Origin of the sequence: Microcoleus sp. LAD1_D3 (assembly GCF_036702135.1) — a bacterium.
Lineage (GTDB): Bacteria > Cyanobacteriota > Cyanobacteriia > Cyanobacteriales > Microcoleaceae > Microcoleus.
Genome location: NZ_JAUBSB010000088.1, coordinates 943 through 17190 on the forward strand (window position 1 = coordinate 943; position 16248 = coordinate 17190).

At 47.3% G+C, this 16248-nt stretch carries 22 protein-coding genes and 2 pseudogenes; 18 read left to right on the plus strand and 6 right to left on the minus strand.

Annotation, left to right across the window (positions count from 1 at the left end; genetic code table 11):
* Positions 1-292: 292 nt before the first annotated feature.
* From QUA74_RS27510 to QUA74_RS27525, 4 genes are all read right to left on the minus strand, one after another.
* The gene (locus tag QUA74_RS27510) at positions 293-3670 is read right to left on the minus strand and encodes a DUF3854 domain-containing protein (protein ID WP_333335408.1); all 3378 of its coding nucleotides are present in this window, start codon (positions 3668-3670) and stop codon (positions 293-295) included.
* 285 nt (positions 3671-3955) lie between these two features.
* On the minus strand, positions 3956-4477 hold the full coding sequence (locus tag QUA74_RS27515; RefSeq protein ID WP_333335411.1) for a hypothetical protein: 522 nt from the start codon (positions 4475-4477) through the stop codon (positions 3956-3958).
* A gap of 3 nt (positions 4478-4480) precedes the next feature.
* The gene (locus QUA74_RS27520; RefSeq protein WP_333099369.1) at positions 4481-4723 is read right to left on the minus strand and encodes a hypothetical protein; all 243 of its coding nucleotides are present in this window, start codon (positions 4721-4723) and stop codon (positions 4481-4483) included.
* A gap of 318 nt (positions 4724-5041) precedes the next feature.
* A complete protein-coding gene (locus QUA74_RS27525) occupies positions 5042-5326 on the minus strand; it encodes a hypothetical protein (protein ID WP_333335414.1) in 285 nt (94 codons plus the stop codon).
* A gap of 194 nt (positions 5327-5520) precedes the next feature.
* Between QUA74_RS27525 and QUA74_RS27530 the strand changes: the two genes are divergently transcribed.
* The 15 genes and pseudogenes from QUA74_RS27530 to QUA74_RS29975 all read left to right on the plus strand — a co-directional run.
* Positions 5521-6108 (plus strand): hypothetical protein, encoded by a 588-nt coding sequence (locus QUA74_RS27530; RefSeq protein WP_333335417.1) that lies wholly within the window; start codon positions 5521-5523, stop codon positions 6106-6108.
* Positions 6105-6290 carry a hypothetical protein gene (locus QUA74_RS27535; protein ID WP_333335420.1) on the plus strand — a complete coding sequence of 62 codons (186 nt, stop codon included), beginning with the start codon at positions 6105-6107 and terminating at the stop codon, positions 6288-6290. The genes QUA74_RS27530 and QUA74_RS27535 overlap by 4 nt, the downstream gene beginning before the upstream one ends.
* 86 nt (positions 6291-6376) lie before the next feature.
* Positions 6377-6745, plus strand: coding sequence for a hypothetical protein (locus QUA74_RS27540; RefSeq protein ID WP_333335422.1), 369 nt, complete (start codon positions 6377-6379; stop codon positions 6743-6745).
* The gene (locus tag QUA74_RS27545) at positions 6729-7109 is read left to right on the plus strand and encodes a hypothetical protein (RefSeq protein ID WP_333335424.1); all 381 of its coding nucleotides are present in this window, start codon (positions 6729-6731) and stop codon (positions 7107-7109) included. Before QUA74_RS27540 ends, QUA74_RS27545 begins: the two co-directional genes overlap by 17 nt.
* Positions 7110-7394: 285 nt before the next feature.
* The gene (locus QUA74_RS27550; protein ID WP_333335427.1) at positions 7395-7727 is read left to right on the plus strand and encodes a hypothetical protein; all 333 of its coding nucleotides are present in this window, start codon (positions 7395-7397) and stop codon (positions 7725-7727) included.
* Positions 7728-7745: 18 nt separating this feature from the next.
* Positions 7746-7994 carry a hypothetical protein gene (locus tag QUA74_RS27555; RefSeq protein ID WP_333335430.1) on the plus strand — a complete coding sequence of 83 codons (249 nt, stop codon included), beginning with the start codon at positions 7746-7748 and terminating at the stop codon, positions 7992-7994.
* A gap of 5 nt (positions 7995-7999) precedes the next feature.
* Positions 8000-8206: a hypothetical protein gene (locus QUA74_RS27560; protein ID WP_333335432.1), complete on the plus strand. Its 207-nt coding sequence runs from the start codon at positions 8000-8002 to the stop codon at positions 8204-8206.
* Between the two features lie 50 nt (positions 8207-8256).
* Positions 8257-8628, plus strand: coding sequence for a hypothetical protein (locus QUA74_RS27565; protein ID WP_333335434.1), 372 nt, complete (start codon positions 8257-8259; stop codon positions 8626-8628).
* A 91-nt stretch (positions 8629-8719) separates the two neighbouring features.
* Complete coding sequence (locus tag QUA74_RS27570) at positions 8720-9502, plus strand: hypothetical protein (protein ID WP_333335436.1); 783 nt, start codon at positions 8720-8722, stop codon at positions 9500-9502.
* Between the two features lie 2 nt (positions 9503-9504).
* A complete protein-coding gene (locus tag QUA74_RS27575; protein WP_333335438.1) occupies positions 9505-9975 on the plus strand; it encodes a hypothetical protein in 471 nt (156 codons plus the stop codon).
* A 21-nt stretch (positions 9976-9996) separates the two neighbouring features.
* Positions 9997-10209: a hypothetical protein gene (locus QUA74_RS27580; RefSeq protein WP_333335441.1), complete on the plus strand. Its 213-nt coding sequence runs from the start codon at positions 9997-9999 to the stop codon at positions 10207-10209.
* Positions 10196-10441, plus strand: coding sequence for a hypothetical protein (locus QUA74_RS27585; RefSeq protein ID WP_333335444.1), 246 nt, complete (start codon positions 10196-10198; stop codon positions 10439-10441). The genes QUA74_RS27580 and QUA74_RS27585 overlap by 14 nt, the downstream gene beginning before the upstream one ends.
* 33 nt (positions 10442-10474) lie before the next feature.
* Positions 10475-11833 (plus strand): hypothetical protein, encoded by a 1359-nt coding sequence (locus tag QUA74_RS27590; RefSeq protein WP_333335446.1) that lies wholly within the window; start codon positions 10475-10477, stop codon positions 11831-11833.
* Positions 11834-11949: 116 nt separating this feature from the next.
* Complete coding sequence (locus tag QUA74_RS27595) at positions 11950-12699, plus strand: 3'-5' exonuclease (RefSeq protein WP_333335449.1); 750 nt, start codon at positions 11950-11952, stop codon at positions 12697-12699.
* A 224-nt stretch (positions 12700-12923) separates the two neighbouring features.
* Positions 12924-13079: pseudogene (locus QUA74_RS29975) on the plus strand (DUF72 domain-containing protein); the annotation flags it as partial.
* A 96-nt stretch (positions 13080-13175) separates the two neighbouring features.
* On the opposite strand, the gene QUA74_RS27605 reads toward QUA74_RS29975, so the two are convergent.
* Positions 13176-14126, minus strand: a complete 951-nt coding sequence (locus QUA74_RS27605) for a tyrosine-type recombinase/integrase (protein ID WP_333335452.1) — start codon at positions 14124-14126, stop codon at positions 13176-13178.
* Positions 14127-14172: 46 nt separating this feature from the next.
* Between QUA74_RS27605 and QUA74_RS27610 the strand changes: the two genes are divergently transcribed.
* The 3 genes from QUA74_RS27610 to QUA74_RS27620 are packed head-to-tail and all read left to right on the plus strand — an operon-like array spanning position 14173 to position 15196.
* Positions 14173-14403 carry a hypothetical protein gene (locus QUA74_RS27610; protein WP_333335455.1) on the plus strand — a complete coding sequence of 77 codons (231 nt, stop codon included), beginning with the start codon at positions 14173-14175 and terminating at the stop codon, positions 14401-14403.
* A 59-nt stretch (positions 14404-14462) separates the two neighbouring features.
* Positions 14463-14879, plus strand: a complete 417-nt coding sequence (locus QUA74_RS27615) for a XisH family protein (RefSeq protein WP_333193701.1) — start codon at positions 14463-14465, stop codon at positions 14877-14879.
* Positions 14867-15196 (plus strand): XisI protein, encoded by a 330-nt coding sequence (locus QUA74_RS27620; protein WP_106332496.1) that lies wholly within the window; start codon positions 14867-14869, stop codon positions 15194-15196. Before QUA74_RS27615 ends, QUA74_RS27620 begins: the two co-directional genes overlap by 13 nt.
* A gap of 616 nt (positions 15197-15812) precedes the next feature.
* Here QUA74_RS27620 and QUA74_RS27625 read toward each other — a convergent pair.
* A pseudogene (locus QUA74_RS27625) lies at positions 15813-16171 on the minus strand (zinc ribbon domain-containing protein); the annotation flags it as partial.
* Positions 16172-16248: the final 77 nt, after the last annotated feature.

The window sequence follows — 16248 nt, forward strand, 5'->3', positions numbered from 1 at the left end:
AAGTTGCTGCATCTGAATTGAATTAATAGTCAAGTTGCTGCATCTGAATTGAATTAATAGTCAAGTTGCTGCATCTGAATTGAATTAATAGTCAAGTTGCTGCATCTGGATTGAATTACAGCAAGCGTATCTTTTCGCTTGGTCACTCAACTCAAAGCCTTGACGCACCTTTGCTTTCAATCTGCTTGTCACCCCGTCAACTCACTTACTTGGAGTGAAGCTGACTAAGAGCCAAGATCGATACAGAGAGACGAAAGCCTAGACTGGACAAGGCTCGCAGTGTGTTCTTGGATTAAACCCAATCTTCAGATTCGGGCGAAAATCTCCTATCGGAGTCTGAAAGCGGCTTGAAATCTGGCAGCAAATCAAGCTGATGCGCTTCAGTATCTGCTGTGAAGATTGGCAATTCCTGTTCTGGCTCTGACTCCTCCGAGGCAATCGGCACAGATGACTGTTCTAGCGCCTGCCTCAGTATTGGCTCTCCTTGGGTCACTGCTTCTGTTGTCGGCTGTTCCCACTCCCGCTTCGAGAGTTCGATTAGGGCAGATAGAGTTTTTGGCTCGGACTCGACCGGGGCGGGGGTGTGAGGTAACTGTTTCGGCTGAGGCTGAGCTTCTAACTCAGCTAGTAGCGCTTTAAATACAGTTCGCTCACTCGCCGTCAACGCTCCCCAAACTTTTTTTCGGTTAGCGAAACCTTTGTCGCAAGTTTCCGTGAGACTTATTTTCACGGCATCGGTAACTAGGGGGTCTGATTGTGTAACCGCGAACCGCATCAGGTTAACGAGTTCTAGTTCCTCTTCGTTGAGATTTGAGTCGGTCGCGAACTCTGAAATCAAGTAACGCCCGTTAAGGTTGAATTGTTTGGTAGGTTTACCTCCAATGACTGAAATCTCGCGGTCAAGCTCAATCCGGCATAGCCCATCGCTCCACACCTTAACTACGGTGGCCCGCTCGTCTATATATTCTTGAGCTCCGGGATACTGGGTCGAAACTTTTACTCGCTCGCCGACATTCCAATTCACCATCGGGACGCTCGGCGGCTCTGTTGGTTCGGTTGGCTCTATTGGTGTGGATTCCAGAGGGGCGATCGTCCCTGGCTCGGATAGCTGAGGGTTGTTACAAGTTTTTGAGCTGTTACAAGATTTTTCTGAGGACTCAAAAGTGGGTGTAACAGTTGTGGTTACAGGAGTTACATCAGTTAAGGGTTCACCTTCAGCCGTGTTATTAAGATCATCTGTGATCTCGTATGATGAGGTCTTTTCATACTGGCTACTTTTACCATGTAACGCTGTAACGTCTGTAACCATGCGGGTTGTAGGGTTTTTAGATGTTGTAACAATTTCAGAATTGCTGGTAACGTCTGTAACCACAACGGTTTGAGCTATTTGAGAATGTGCTGGAATTTCTGCAATCGCTGAAGTGCCTGTAACCGTGCGGGTTTGAGTTAATTCTTGCAATCCGCCATCAGCACAAATAGTTTTGATGCAAGCCCAGTTCGGGATGTGCGGTCGGTTGCTGCCACCTTCATCCTCCGCGACTGCTACATCAACAAAGCACGGTAAAATCTGAAGTCCCCGCCACTGAGCCGGAATGCGCTTGATTTTGTCGCCTTCTCGCACAACCTCGGAAGCTCGCCAGTGATTTGACAATACTCGCTGCAAGTGGTGAACGAATTTGTTGTAACCGCTTGGCGAGAGATTGTGGGCTTTGCAATATGCCGCGTACCAACTGTGCAGATCACTACCGACGTAACTATCGCCACCCGATCTCAAACAGCGATCGACAAACGAACGGACGCTATCCCCCAGAATTGCGCCGTCTTGTTTCAACGCGACAATTGACGGGTTGGTTGACGGCACGAGCAAAATGCGGTTGCGTTCTGTCTTGTCCATTGATAGCGCCCAACCAGCGATGGAACCCAGCTCTGCCGATAGTTTGCGTCCTAGATCCGGATCTTCAATGTTGGCGATGCGGGGCCGGGTTTGTAGCGGAATGCAGCGCCTGTCCCAACCGTCGCCGCTATTCTCCGTTTGGATGTGCTCGACGGAGGCGATCGCAAATCGCACGTTCCATTTTTTCTGGTAAGCCGATGCAGAAAATAGCGCCCGTCCCGAAATGCCGCCGTTGTCCACCAACTCGTAAAAAGCTTTGAGTCCGCTCAGAAATCCGCCAGCGTCGGGGATGTAAAACAAGGATTTACCAGTTAATAGCTGATGCCGACCTTCAGGTTTTGTCAGTTCGGTCAAGCTATTGGAACTGACGCTGTTTTCTTCGCCAAGTAAGTTTGCCCAAGTCCGCAGCATCACGCCTTTCCCGCTACCGCTATCCCCAATCAAGTAAGCAAATTTCCCGTAAGGTGCGGTTGGGTCTAAGTACATCGAAGTTACGGCCCTGATGACTTCTATCTGTTCGACACCGTAGGCAGAAAGTATGAATTGCTTAAATTCGGCTGGACATTCTGACCCCGGCACATAATCGCAGGGGGAACAAGAAAGCAGGTAATGTTCCTTGTCGTGTGGGAACAGTTCGCCAGTCCTCAAATCTACAGTGCCGTTGGAGAACGATTTGAGGTGGTTTCGAGAAGTGTCAACCTTCTGGTGCAGCACCTTCCGGCAATATTTAAAAGCCGAATCTAAGAATTTGTTAGTGCCGAACTTAAACTTTTTGCCGACTTCTGCTGTTTCGTAGCAATTCTCCGTAAAGTCGCCGATGAGTTTGTTTACGTCCGCTTCATCTTGGAACTGCCAATAGCGCCCGTTCCATTGGTAGAAAGCATCATTGACAACTATCCAATCATCTCCGAATAAATTCTTGAGGCAGTGTACCTCAAACGTTGTGGACTTGGGGACTAAGTATCTGTCTCTAGTTCCACCACTGCCGCCGTTGCCTCCAAAGGTTTTTGATTCCCAGTCCTTAAAAGTAACGGACGTGGCCAGCACTTTTCTAAAAGCTTCAATGCTTTTTCGTTGAATCAAATCGTCCATGCCTTTTGTCTCGCCTTCGGTGCCCGCATCCCAACCTCCAGTTGCACTGTAGACCGGAACGTCGAACTTTAACAACACAAGACCGAGTTTCCTCTGTTCCCAGGTGACGTTTGGGTTGGTGGCGGCGTCGGCATCGAAGGCAAAGATAAACCCGAAGCCGGCACGGGCGTACTTTTCTAAAGTTTCGACCAAGTAGCGCTTGCCTTGAATGTCTCCTTTTTTAGAGGTTAGACCCATTGAAACGCCCAGCAGTGCAATAGTTGGGATGTCGTTAGCGCACCCGGCGATTCCTTTGAACGGGCCTTCAGTGAGGACAATGCACGGATGGTCGTTGATGCGGTAGCAGTGCTGCTTGAGACTTTCTGGCTCCCAGTAGTTTTTGTCGGTGGGATGCTGGGGCAAAAATGCGTCGTATTCACCCACCGGCGTCCGATATTTGGGTGCTTTTTTGCAGCTTTCTGATTTCCAAGGCTTGTCCGGTCTGAATTGGAATTGCGTTGTTTTTCCCAGAAAGAGGATGCCGCCAGACTTCGCCGCGTAGCCCAAGTAAACTGATGCCTCGTCCGCAGATGCGGTTCGGCAGTTGGCGTAACTCCAATCGTTGAGCAGCCCCCGGCTCTCAATGTGGCTTTTGTGTTTGGGGGAAAGGTACGCGGTAGATTGAATTTGCTGTACAACGTTCATAGATGCCTCTCTCGCTACTCATAGCGGTGCTAACTGGTTTTTATTGCAAAAACCCGCTAAATGTAGAAGAGACGGCTCTGCTGTAACTACCGTTGATTTACAAAGGTGCAAATTTTGCGGTAATGGCAGATATGAACTATGATGAATCTAAAGTTTTTTATTTGGTTGTTCGCCGTCTCTTCTATAGATAGCGGACTCTTTTTTTTGGTCTGGTCTTGGGCTGCGAGGCTCTTCGGTTGTTGCCAAGGGCCTCTGTAATTCCATGAGTTGATAGATCCTCCAATTTTAAACTCGAACGTATGGCTTAGATTGCTCGCTGGCAAGGAATTTCTGATAAGCTTCCCTGTCGCCACCGCATGAATCAACGGAAACCTGGCTAACAATCTCATAAGTCATTGCTTCAGCTTCCTCTGGCATCAAAGGCTGGCGCTCGCAGTAAGCAATCTGTACGTCCCGAAACTCTGGCATATCCCCTTCAACCTCTGATAGGTCGGCTTCGTACCGAAACACTCTGACCACTACCCAGTCCGAGGGAGTGACAAGGTAAGCTTTCCAAGGGCTACCCTCTTTTTTAACGTGGTAAGTGAGCCGTTCTCCAACTTTGACCTTGCGCTTCAGTAGAGGACGCGAATCGTGAGAAAGCTGTAACAGTCGAGTCAACTGTTTCCCAATAACAAGCTCTTTGCTCTCGATAGGAATCCATTTTTCTTGCTCTTTGACTAGGTAAAGGCTCAGCGTAGACTTGCTTGCCAATGGGTCGTAAAGTTCGATGTCTTCAGTTGGTGTTATTTGTTCGAGTAATGTCATTGTTTATACCTTGCCCTCATCCCTATTATCTTGATGGTCGCCCCACATATCCCAAAAACTCGTCTGCTTGCCCTTAAACACGCAATCGACTGATAGGTCTGAATCGTCCTCGTTTTGTTCGACTCTTTTGAGTTCCCACCCATACTTTTTTTCCATCTCCTTGCAATCTTCTTCAGATGACGCCGAATGTCTGTTTTCCTGCTCCGAATCGTCATCCTCACTTTTGCTAAACGGCCATCCAATCATTGCAGTCACTCCTTTAAATGGATGTATTTTAAAACGCCTCCAGCTTTTTATAGTAAGGGTTTGGGGGGTCGTGGAACTCAAAAAAATTGAAATGCCGTTCTTAGCTCTGGTTCTACCTAAATGCAGTCCACAAAAGCTTTTGGCAAAAAATCTGAGACATTTTGAACTTTTAATCCAGCACACTTGGCGTTGCTGTTTTGGGTATACACCAAACGCGAGATAAACAAATCTTGGTGTATACCCGCAGTTCAGCCTAGTTTTTCAAGTAGTGTTTCCCATTCCATAATTTGATTTTTTAGCAGTTGAGCGCGATCGCCCTTAGCCTTGCGCTTGAGAAACAAACCCCTGCCAGCAAGTTCTTCGCGGGCTAATGCGATACTCTGCTCCAACACTTTTGGTCAATTCCTCCCTATCCTCCTTTGCTATTTCAGTATCGGTCATCCCCACCATCTGACGGGCGAACTGTTCCAAGAATTCAGAGCGCGAGATGTCAAGAGCCTCAGCCCTGCTGTCGATCGCCTTCATCGCGGTAGGAGTTACAAAAATGCTGTAGCGCTCTTTGTTTTCGCCCCAAGCGCTACGTTCTGCGGGTTTTCTGGTCATGTCTGTGTATGCACAAATAACAATTTTCATCATAGGGCTTGACAACCCAGAAGCAAAAGTGTTATGTCTGTGCATACATAATTATGTATGTGCATACACAGACATAGTTTAACACCAAAACCAAACCCCGCCCCCCATGACTCGCAATCTCAAAGGGCGGGGTGTGGCACTCACATTAATGAGGTTTTTCAATCATGACACAAATACCGATACCGCTAACGGTTGAGGTGTCCGCTGCTGCTGCAACGCCAGGGGTGGCGAGCGCTTCTTTGTACCGTTCGCTGTTGGCATCCGCGGACGCGATGGCAGAACCCGCTCTTTGGGTTTTGATGGAAGCGGCCGTTTATTCGCTGCGCCAAAGGGACACGCTCACCCGCTCTATTAAAGAGTGCGGTACTGTTGAATGCTTTGGCACTCGCTGGCCCCAAGATTTCGATTTCTTGCCAAGTGAATCCGAAGGGGTAGCCCTAGTGGAGGCCATAGCCGACCAATTCTCCCGCCGCCAACTCCACACCTGTTGGCAATCGCTGCTGAGCACTTGCAACCGCATCCAAAAGCTTGCCCTGATTGAAGCGATAACCTACGCTCAACACTATTCATCGACGGTACTCCAAGCGCTCTTTGAATGCGAACTATCGGATTTGTTTGGAGATTCCTTGGAACACTTGGATGTTTGGCTCTCTGAACCCGAAGCGCTGCGCCTAATTCGCTTGTTCTCCGGTTCCCTCTTAGCTTCATCGGAAGCTGCACCTTCTCCAGGCGACGGGAGGGACGATCGATGAAAGCACTCAAAAGCCATCAATTCAAGTGGAGCGTTACCGTTACCCGCAAGTACAATCCACCCCGCCAGATTATAGTTTTCGGGCGATCGCAAGTAGAAGCGCTTCAAGATGCCGTAGCTTCTGCCCGCGAAGTCTGGGGTATCTGGGATGCCAAATCATTTAGCCCGCCGGAAAGGAAATAATTTTTTTTGATTTTCATGCGGTCGTTAAGTGGTTGGTAAAAGATTGCCCGACCATTTAACGCCTGGGAAACAACCAAGTAACGACCATGTTTCGACCGCTATCAGCAATAATTCCCGAACAAATTGACTGGACGACGAACGGAACGCTAGCCGGTGCAATGAATATTTCTCTAACTCAACTGAGGCGGGATGCTGCGGTACTCAAAGAATTAGAACTTATTCGATTGCAGGAGGGTGTTGAAGAAATTGAAGTCTCAGAATCGGAAGAAACCCCGACCGACAAAGAAGTTTCGCCCAAACGCACGCGAGCGCGACGGCGCAAGGGATTTGACAGAGCCGACAGCGAAATCATGTGGTTGTTCAGGCAGCTAGTCAAGGAACGAGGCAGGACTAAAGCTATCCAATCAATCAATCAAATCATTGAGGAGTTTTACCATCATGAACACGACAGATAAGAAAGCAGTAGAGCAAGCTAAGGCAGCTCAAAATAGCAGCGCGGGTAAACAAAAACGCACAACCCGTTCTACCGAGAATGCAGAACAAGGTTTGAACAACGTCCAAGCAAAACTGAACGAGGCGAGGCAAAAAGTAAGGCAGAGTACCAAGGATTTTATCTTTGGAGGCGGTATTTCCGATGCTCTGGAAGATATCGCTAACGGAGATTTTGGTGATTTGGGCAACGAAATATTTGATGCACTTGATGTTTTCATTGGAGGGATAGACAGTGGACGTTTAGCATTGGAAACCAGGGAAACGGAGCCAAAAAAAATGCTAGCTGCATCGCTCGACTGCGAGAACTTCGACAACTCAGACAACTAAGCTCACAACAGAAGCAGGTAGTAGATAAATTGCTGATTTTTCTCATTTACCGGCTTCAGGAAAAAGCCCGCACTGAAGCTATTACCTCTGCGGGCTATTCTCCCACAAGTGATGATAATTATGCTGAAGAAACAATCGCGCTAATGAGGTTTGTCTGATGCTGGAAAGTTACGGTTTCATTGAGTTGTATTTAGTGTGTCCTGGATTGAGATTGTGGCGGATCGTTAAGTCTAAGCTGGCTGCAATTGGAATTAGCGAAGTGGCAGTATTGGTAGGAGGGTGCGCGTGAACAATCGAAAGTTGCTATCAGCCGCAGTTCTTACAGAAGAAGACGAATTCTACGCTGAATGCAATGTGGCAGGAATTAATCTTGTCGATAGGGTAAATGGAAAACCTGTTCGAGTTTACCCTTACTGGATAGACAGACCTAACTGCAATTGGCACAGTCCACCAGTCGCAGAAGATGAGGATGAGGATGAGGATGAGGATGAGGATGATGAGGATGAGCCTGAAAGTGAAGATGAGGTTCGAGGTAATAGAAAAGGCTGGATAAGTCGATTAATGACGTGGTGGAAACGACGCGATGCTATCAATATCAACTTCTCTAAAGGAGCGTAGTTAATGAGGTAACAAGAAATGAGCAGCGAATTAGAAACAGTAAAGCAGTTAGTGGAACTAGACCCAGTACCAGAGGCAATTGTCAAATCTGTAGACATGGCGTGGGCTGTGTACCGCAAAGGGCAAATCCCCGACAACTACCTAATTTGTAAAGAGATGTTTTGGCAGGGAATTTGTCAGATTCTGGGTTACATTCCGGCTCATATTAAATGTAGCAGTCAAGGACAGGTTTACATTTCATTCAGTCTCAATGAAACTTTGAGGTAACAACCATGTCGGATAAGCTCTCGGTCATTTGTGCATCACTTCTATTCTCAGCTATTCCCGCTATGCTACTTTACGCAGGTCAATCTATCTACCACGACGGTTATCGGCAAGCCGTAAAAGATATACCCCCAACCGTAGTTCAAGGCGACCAGAATATCGACAACAGCACGAACAACAACTATCAATTTGCACCGTCACTTGGGGGGAAGTAATCAATTTTACATCAATTAGAACACTTTGTATTAACTAAAAGACACAAACCATGAGCCAAATTGAGACGATAGATGAACTCTTTGCAACTAACAATCCCGAAATCTGGAAAACTTACCTCCCCCTGTTCATCGACTTGTATGTGCAGAAGTCAGCAATAACAGCACTGGGCGTAGTTTTAACTAGAGATAACATCCCCGCGCTCATGTCGGAAATGGTCAGCGACAAAGCCGCGCGAACTTGGGTGGAGTTGTGGCAAGAATCCACTATCCAATACAAAGAATTTGAGATTCCGATGTCGCTCCTCAACGCAGCCGTTCGGTATAAGGAAACCAAGGGCGACCGACGGGCGTTGATGGTGCTTCCCCAAGAGTTAAGGGGTTTATTGCAACCGTTGGTTGCTTCACAACTACCAAAAAACTAGGAAACCAGGTAATGTTCGAGGGGCTTTTTTGTCCCTCTTAAAAAGCTTATCGCATCCCATTAACAAGCCGCAAGATTAAAGGAGAAAAATCATGAGCCAAATTGTTAAATACACAGGCGGTGGAGCCATCGCCCCAGCCTTAGTCGGGAAAGTCAAAGCATTTGATAGCGCACCTGAAATGTTGACTACTTTTCAGGGATACTACGGTTTCGACCCATCAGCTTTTGCGGGGATGTCCGAGGAAGAATTGGGGGCATTCGTAGATTCGGTTGAAGAAATCAAGTTTCTCATTGACAACCTCGATAAACTAGAAAAACACGTCAACGATTATATTGACGGCGTTGTCAAATACAACGAGTTTGTAGCCCGATGCGTCAAAGCCGGTGCCAAGGGCATGGAGAAGATCGATCGAGCCACACTCGACGTATTCTTGGCATGGAAAGGTTGGCAGGCCAATACTAAAAAGCTAGCCAAAGATTCGGATGTTGGTGTCAGACTTCTCGACCAAGAAGTTATCGATTACGGTGATTTAGCCGAATACGATCTGGAGATTTCTCTTCAGATCGTAGCTAACAAATTAGCCCGTCAAAAAGAGGCGCTATCCCAAAAACCTGACAAAGAAGCAGCCAGCTATGCGGATCGACAAGCAGCTCAAGAGGCAAAAAGCGAAGAGAGAAATAGGATAAAAGACTTGTTCGCTTACGGTACTCGCGGGAAATATGGTTTGCCACCATCTAGCAGCAAACAATTAAGTCCTGCTGCCAATAACGCTAGCAATAACGCTAGCAATAACGCTAGCAATAACGCTAGCAAGGCAAGCGGTTGGCTAAAAAAATGGGGCGGTAAAGCCTTTGATTATTTCTCAGGGAAGTAGCCATGCAGTTACCGCCATTTCTCATCCCCAAACCTCAAAATCCCCCTGTCTTTCCACCTTCACAACAACCACAACTCCCCGACCTAGAAGAATCAGACCAATTGAGGTTTCTCAAGAACTTAAATAGCTTCTGCGGTCAAGGATTTTGGTTTGCGGTTGGGTTGTCAATTGCTCACGTGGCGAGGATTCTCAGTGCTCCTGTAATGCTCGTCGCAGTGGTTTTAGTAGCCGGGTTCCTGTTTGTAGTAAAACCGAAAAACCCAACGCCTTATTTACTATCCATGAGGCGGATTAGCGGATTGGTAGTGATTGTCGGAACTATAGTGGCATTTTGGGATGTAGCGTGGCTACTGGCAAATATGCCTTTAAGTGTCGGCTTTGGCTTAATCCCTGTGTGGCAGCTTGTCGCGATTGTCGGTGTGTCGGTGGCGCTGCTTTTGTTGGTTACACTGCTGCGGAGGCTGACCCGATGAAAAGTGTGATCGCCTGTGTGATTGTGGGTATCGGATGTAGCGGGTTTAGCCTTGTTCGGGTACTTCGACAAACACATCAGCTACTGCAATGGAGCTACAAATCCCTGTACGCCTGTTGTGGTAACGGGTTCCCAGTATCCCAAGAATGCTAAGTTTGTGAAGCTGCATCAAGGCTGGGGGCTGCTGCGTACTGCATCCGGCGTAATTGGTGCAATGAGCCTTGGTGCGGGTTAGTTTTGCATCGGGTGCAGCATCGGTGAAGCAGAGAAAGAACGAGGAAGAGGCTGCGATATTTGAGGCTCGGCAAAAGCAGTTAGAAGCAACTACAAGCGACATTTTGGATGAGGAAGAAATCCAGAAAACAGCGATTGCCGCTGATTTGAGAGTGAAGGACTTCCAACGCGAACTCTACGACGGCTACAACACACTTTATTTGGAGAAGAATCCCGAACTGTTGGAGGCTTGAACCGCCGCCACCCCCGCATCTTTACCCGCTCCAATGGAATCAAAGTCCGAGGAAGTTGAAAATGCGGAACTGGCACCACACGCAGCATCCGCACCAAACAACAATCAATTATTGGGCGTAGAACTGGCAATAACTCCCAATTTAGGAGTGAAGTTCTTTGATTGGAAGCAGTTTAGGCAGACTCCTGACAACTTTTCTCACATCCGTGCTGTGGGTGCCACGAATAGTGGAAAAACGACACTGGTAGATTGGTTGATGGATGTCATTCCCTCAGATAAAAAGTTCGTTTGCACTATCAAAAGAAAACCTCACCAGTGGCAGTTTATCGAGGTAATCGGAGTCCCAGAAGATTATGAAGCAATTCGGCATTCGATGCTATCCATTCGGGCTGAAAGAATCCGGCGTACCGAACTGATGGCGAAGGGCATTGACTTTCCGAGCTGGAGCATAGCCTTTGATGAATGGAAGGCTCAAAGCCGAAATATTAAAGCCATTATCAATCGCAAAACTAAACAGATAATCTCACCATCAGCCAAGGATTTGCAGGGAGAAAATCTTACCCTGGGTCGAGAACTAAAAATGCGGATATTTGCCTTAGCTCAAGGTAGACAAATAATTACCTGGCGATTGCAAGGCGAGAGCGATTTGCTCGAATGTTTCTGCTCTATTTTCTTGGGCAAGTTGGCCGTAGAAGAATGTGAATCCTACGGCAACAAATTTCCCAAGGATTCCGAGCAATACGCCAACTACCAACAAGTTCGAGATTACTTGGAATCGTTGGGAAATAGAGCGGCATGGATTAGCTGCGAGTTAGGCGAATTCCCGGCTGTTGTACCCGACTTGAGCAAATGGAAACGAGAGCTTTCCAACCAGGCATCCCAACTAGAAACTCCCGTAAATAGTGAAACAACTCAAGCAACTGAGTTGGCTCCTCTTCAGGAATCAGAAGACTCTCAAGCACTATGGGAATTAGCCAAGAAAAGGCTCCTAGAATCCTGGCAGGCGGATGAACTTACTGCACGGCAAGATACTGCTACTTCATCAGAAGGTGAAGCGGAAAAAGTGGCAGATGAAGCTAGTGAAGTGTTGCAGGATAAGGATTCCAGCACTACTTCCTTACTTCCTGAACCAGAGCGCTCGAAGGCATTGGCGAGGGTAATGGCGCTACTGAGCAGTCGGGGAAGCAGTGAAGTCGATACAGTAAGTGAAGTCATTGCCCTGGTTCCTACTCAGCCAGATAAAGCACTTTGGTTGAGCTTAAAACTACTGAAATTGGGAGTCACAGCAAGCAGTCGAGATGTGTTTGGCTGCGGTACGGGAGGTAAAGCTTTCCAGAAAGCGAAAGACTGGTATCATGCCCTTGAGTCAACCTTTGGAAAGATTGTGGAATAGTATCAAATTTGAGTAAAAAGCCAGCGCTCAATTACCAAGAAATACGGTATTCGTAGTTGCTTTTATTCTCCTCAATGATGCGATAATAAAATGGCAGAGATGGGGAAACTGCAATAGTGGAACTCACAAAGTACAGTTGGTGGGGCGAATCCAACGAACCGCCACCGCACCTGAAAACTAAAAAGCAACTGGGTGAACTTGGTTTATCGCCTCTGAAACCTTCAGGCGTTATCCCAACCCGAAAATACGATGTGTTCCTCTACGATTCGACTAATCCCGAATCCTGCCGACCCAAAAGAAAGCCATCTCCCAAACAATTGGAAACCCTGGCTGCCAACCGCCTCAAGGCCAAAATCAAGCGGGATTATCGAGAGTGGTATCGAGAAGTAGGTTTCATAGAAAAAGATAGGGTGAGTGCTGTTCTTTGGGCAAGAGAACAATTAAGCCAGAACGATTGGGTGATTCTGGATACTGAAACTACGGGGCTCGTGCGTGCTGAGATTGTAGAGATAGCCATTATCAATCATTGCGGTGAAATGTTGCTAGATACGCTCATAAAGCCCTCAATTCCGATACCTGCAGAAGTAACAGATATTCACGGCATTAGCGATACAATGGTAGCCGATGCTCCTACCTTCCCCGAAGTCTATCCCACGGATGCAGCCCTCAAAGATAAACGAGTATTAATCTACAATTCTGCTTTCGATATCAAAATTTTAAATTACTGCTGTCGGCTTCACAGTTTGCCGGTTTTGAAGTTGGCAAAGCGCTCTGATTGTTTGATGGAATGGGTAGCGCAATGGGCCGGAAACTGGAGCTATTATTACAAAGATTATCAGTATGTTCCTCTCAACGGCGGACACTGATCATTAGGAGATTGCACGGCCGCTTTTGAGCTTATTAAACGAATGGCGGCAGGTTCGGATCAAATTAATTGCCCCGTGCCGATTCCCCAGAAAAATTCATGATATCCCAATCCACCGCATCATCCGGGAACAGGGATAATTGTCCCGGCGATACGTTGGACTGCCGGAGGTGGTCGGCTCCGCACTCCAAGCGTCTTTATTCGCCCCAAAAGTGGTTGGAACGCATGAGTGAGGGACTTCAATGCCTAGGCGACCGATTGGGTATTTTGCTCGTCCAGCTCTCTCCCCAGTTCGGTTGTGACTCTGCCCGTCTAGCCTATTTTCTAGAACAGGTTCCCCCTTGGATCGAAGTAGCTGTCGAATTCCGACACCCAAGCTGGCACACGGAAGAGGTATTTTCGTTGTTGGAACGCTCAGGAGCAGCTTACTGCGCTCTCTTCGCGGGGCGCACCTGCCGTGTATCTCTCAAGCGCGCCCTAAAATTCCAAATGCTGCACGGCCCGCCGCTTAGTTTCCTCCCCACGCCTGTCATATTTGGCCGTAGTTACCGGAGAAGCATGACCCGCCAACTTTTGCACCGTCACAATATCCACCCCAGCATCAAGGAGGTCCGAGCAAAACGTGCGCCGGAAGTCGTGGGGACTAAAGGACTCCACCCCAGCGAGAAACGCCCGCCGCTGCACAATCTTCAACACACCATCCTCCGTCATCCGCCGCCGCTGAATTTCTCCCCCCTTCCGAATCGGGTACAACAGAGGCCCCGGAGCCTCTCCCCTCAACTCCAGCCACTCGGACACTAAAACGCAAGCAGACTCCGGGAGGTAAACCGTCCTGTCTTTCTTGCCCTTACCCTCCCGGACGAACAGCGCTCCCGTAGATAGGTTGAAATCTCGTTTCAAGAGATTCACCGCTTCAGAGCGACGGATGCCGCCCCCTCGCAAGATAGCAATCAGCGCCGAGTCCCTAACATCAATAGGGGTCTTACCAGAGCAGCTTTGCATCAATGCAGCAATCTCACAGAGCGTTAGCGCGCGCCCCCTAACTTTTCCCGATTGCTTGATACTCCTGACATCCACCGCCTTACTGTAATCTATTGGGTCGATTAAATCCAACCGCAGAGCTTCCTTCAACACCCGTCGCAGGGCGCACAGCATTTGGTTCACCGTCGCGGGAGCGTACTTTTTCTCAAGGGCCGAGCGCAGAGCCGCCGTATGTCTGTAGCGCAATGCCGCCCAATTCAAAGTCATTGCGTCACACTCCCCACCTGTCAGCATTCGGGCCATGATATTGAGCCCTTCTCTCATGGTTGCCTTTGACCGCTCGCTCCCCAAACTGTCGAGGTACACTGCTGCTGGGTGCTGAGTCAGGGGTACCGGACAGGGCAGATTCAATGTTTCCGGCTGTTGCTCTCCGAGTAAGTCGAGCATTTACTCTTTCAAAGTGGTCTTATAAATACTAAATTTTACGCCGTTAATGGTTCACGCGATCGATCGATTTGGCTCCTCCCTCGGAGAGCCCTCGCCGTCCGGGGACGAGCCCGTGTGTTCGCTCCTGTTCGTAGAAGAAGAACACCTTTATGCAGCTTTAGCCTGTTTTTTTGGGCTAGTTGCTGTGAATGACCTGATATTGCTTTATCGCTGGTGGGTGGGAGAGTTATGCGAAGTGGGGGGAATTTTTGGGGAGTGCGATCGAGAATGGCTGTAATGATATGATGGCGGAATGGCAATCAATACTGCTCGGTTAAGCAATTTCGTGGGTATGATATGTCCGCTAAAGATATCTTTCACAATGCTGTTCGTTCAGCTTTAGAAAAAGAGGGATGGATCATCACTCACGATCCTCTTTTTATCAAGGTAGAGGAACTTGATTTTTTGATCGACTTAGCAGGGGAGAAAATTTTAGCAGCAGAGAAAGATGGCTTCAAGATTGCTGTAGAGATTAAATCTTTTATCGGTGCATCTGATTTAGCCAGCTTTTATATAGCTTTGGGTCAATTTCTCAGCTATCGTTCTGCCCTTAGAAAAAAGCAACCAAACAGAATTTTGTATTTAGCAATAAACCAAGATGTGTATAATGATTTTTTCAGTAATCGTTTTATTCAAGAATTAATCGCTGAGCATCAGCTCAAATTACTCATTTTTGATGCTATTCAAGAGGGGATACTTTTATGGAAAGAGTAAACTACAGAGAATTAATCCAAACAATTCTGTCTCAACACTCAAGGAATGACTTGGATACTGAAACAGAAGTTCAATTACTTTTTGATACCGAACGGGAGCATTATCATGTGGTTCATTTGGGCTGGGACGAGCAAAAACGGGTTTACGGCTGTGTGATTCACGTTGATATAAAAGATGGTAAATTTTGGATTCAGAGGGATAGAACGGAAGCAGGAATAGCGAATGAGTTAGTAGCCGCCGGAGTTCCCAAGGAAGATATTGTTTTAGCTTTTAAAGCCCCTTACGTGCGTCAATTTACTGAGTTTGCAGTGGGGTAATTGGGATACGGAGGATTTACATTTTCATCAAAAATAAAGTATTTAGTTTTGTCACGCGAGCGGAACTTACGCTCATAAACCGGGTTGATCTGAAAATCCTGTGTTTGGAGATGTCGAGGAATCGCACTGGGGAAGAAATTCATAATCCGGGTTAGCTACCCCCTTTATCATCGGCAGAAAGAAACTCACTTTCTGCTCGCGCAGATTCTTCTGCGCGCTCGTTATTTTTCCCTCAGCAAGATTGTCAGCTTCCCGCTATCTTGGCAACAAGCCAAGACTTCTGGCTGATAAAATATGCAAAAAGATCATAATTTCAGTTAAGAGAGTGAAAATAACGATCGCAATGATGCGAACCGAGTTAATCTAACTCTCGAAAAACTGAAAATCTCTCTTTACATCATGTGGCTGAACTTTTGCGATGTTGATAAACTCGATTGATGTCAACTGGAAAGAAGGGAAGAGCGCCTAACGGGGTGATAACAAGAGTCAGAACACTGATATAATCAAGGACATAGCCCTCATGCCCCTCTGAAAAAATGGTAGTTTGTTTCGCCTGATTCTCATTAATGAGCGTAATAATCTCTCGACTTGCATTCCATAGCTGGTAAAAGTATAGTCATTTATAGGCATGGGAGGCTTCAAGTCCCTCCCCCTTCACTTTTACTTTGAGCGGATTGACCCGCCTCGGCTGAACTACGCAGCTCCCTATCAAGAGAGCTAAACGCATTTGGGATTGCTTTTCTGAGGATGTTGTACGAACCGTTGACATCAGAATTAATTAATTGACCGATCGATCGATGTTTTGTACAAACCTCTTTTGATTCGCTTGCCAGTAAAAACGGGGTCTTTATCGGTTTTCCCGTAAACAGGTATTGAATCTAAGCCCAAGAAGCTGGCTCGCGAACTATAGGACTCTTCTTGTACGATTACTTCGATTCCAACTAATCGAGCCTTGTATTCCAACATCTCGATTAACGGGACTTAAACAAATTTTAAGCCCAAACAAAGCCTAAACTGGCTTTATAAGCGGAGAATACGTCCCAATTTTGGTT

Coding starts and splice junctions, on each gene's coding strand:
- QUA74_RS27510 (WP_333335408.1), bottom strand. CDS start 3,670: ATGAACGTTGTACAGCAAATTCAATCTACCGCGTACCTTTCCCCCAAA.
- QUA74_RS27515 (WP_333335411.1), bottom strand. CDS start 4,477: ATGACATTACTCGAACAAATAACACCAACTGAAGACATCGAACTTTAC.
- QUA74_RS27520 (WP_333099369.1), bottom strand. CDS start 4,723: ATGATTGGATGGCCGTTTAGCAAAAGTGAGGATGACGATTCGGAGCAG.
- QUA74_RS27525 (WP_333335414.1), bottom strand. CDS start 5,326: ATGACCAGAAAACCCGCAGAACGTAGCGCTTGGGGCGAAAACAAAGAG.
- QUA74_RS27530 (WP_333335417.1), top strand. CDS start 5,521: ATGACACAAATACCGATACCGCTAACGGTTGAGGTGTCCGCTGCTGCT.
- QUA74_RS27535 (WP_333335420.1), top strand. CDS start 6,105: ATGAAAGCACTCAAAAGCCATCAATTCAAGTGGAGCGTTACCGTTACC.
- QUA74_RS27540 (WP_333335422.1), top strand. CDS start 6,377: ATGTTTCGACCGCTATCAGCAATAATTCCCGAACAAATTGACTGGACG.
- QUA74_RS27545 (WP_333335424.1), top strand. CDS start 6,729: ATGAACACGACAGATAAGAAAGCAGTAGAGCAAGCTAAGGCAGCTCAA.
- QUA74_RS27555 (WP_333335430.1), top strand. CDS start 7,746: ATGAGCAGCGAATTAGAAACAGTAAAGCAGTTAGTGGAACTAGACCCA.
- QUA74_RS27560 (WP_333335432.1), top strand. CDS start 8,000: ATGTCGGATAAGCTCTCGGTCATTTGTGCATCACTTCTATTCTCAGCT.
- QUA74_RS27565 (WP_333335434.1), top strand. CDS start 8,257: ATGAGCCAAATTGAGACGATAGATGAACTCTTTGCAACTAACAATCCC.
- QUA74_RS27570 (WP_333335436.1), top strand. CDS start 8,720: ATGAGCCAAATTGTTAAATACACAGGCGGTGGAGCCATCGCCCCAGCC.
- QUA74_RS27575 (WP_333335438.1), top strand. CDS start 9,505: ATGCAGTTACCGCCATTTCTCATCCCCAAACCTCAAAATCCCCCTGTC.
- QUA74_RS27590 (WP_333335446.1), top strand. CDS start 10,475: ATGGAATCAAAGTCCGAGGAAGTTGAAAATGCGGAACTGGCACCACAC.
- QUA74_RS27605 (WP_333335452.1), bottom strand. CDS start 14,126: ATGCTCGACTTACTCGGAGAGCAACAGCCGGAAACATTGAATCTGCCC.
- QUA74_RS27610 (WP_333335455.1), top strand. CDS start 14,173: ATGGTTCACGCGATCGATCGATTTGGCTCCTCCCTCGGAGAGCCCTCG.
- QUA74_RS27615 (WP_333193701.1), top strand. CDS start 14,463: ATGTCCGCTAAAGATATCTTTCACAATGCTGTTCGTTCAGCTTTAGAA.
- QUA74_RS27620 (WP_106332496.1), top strand. CDS start 14,867: ATGGAAAGAGTAAACTACAGAGAATTAATCCAAACAATTCTGTCTCAA.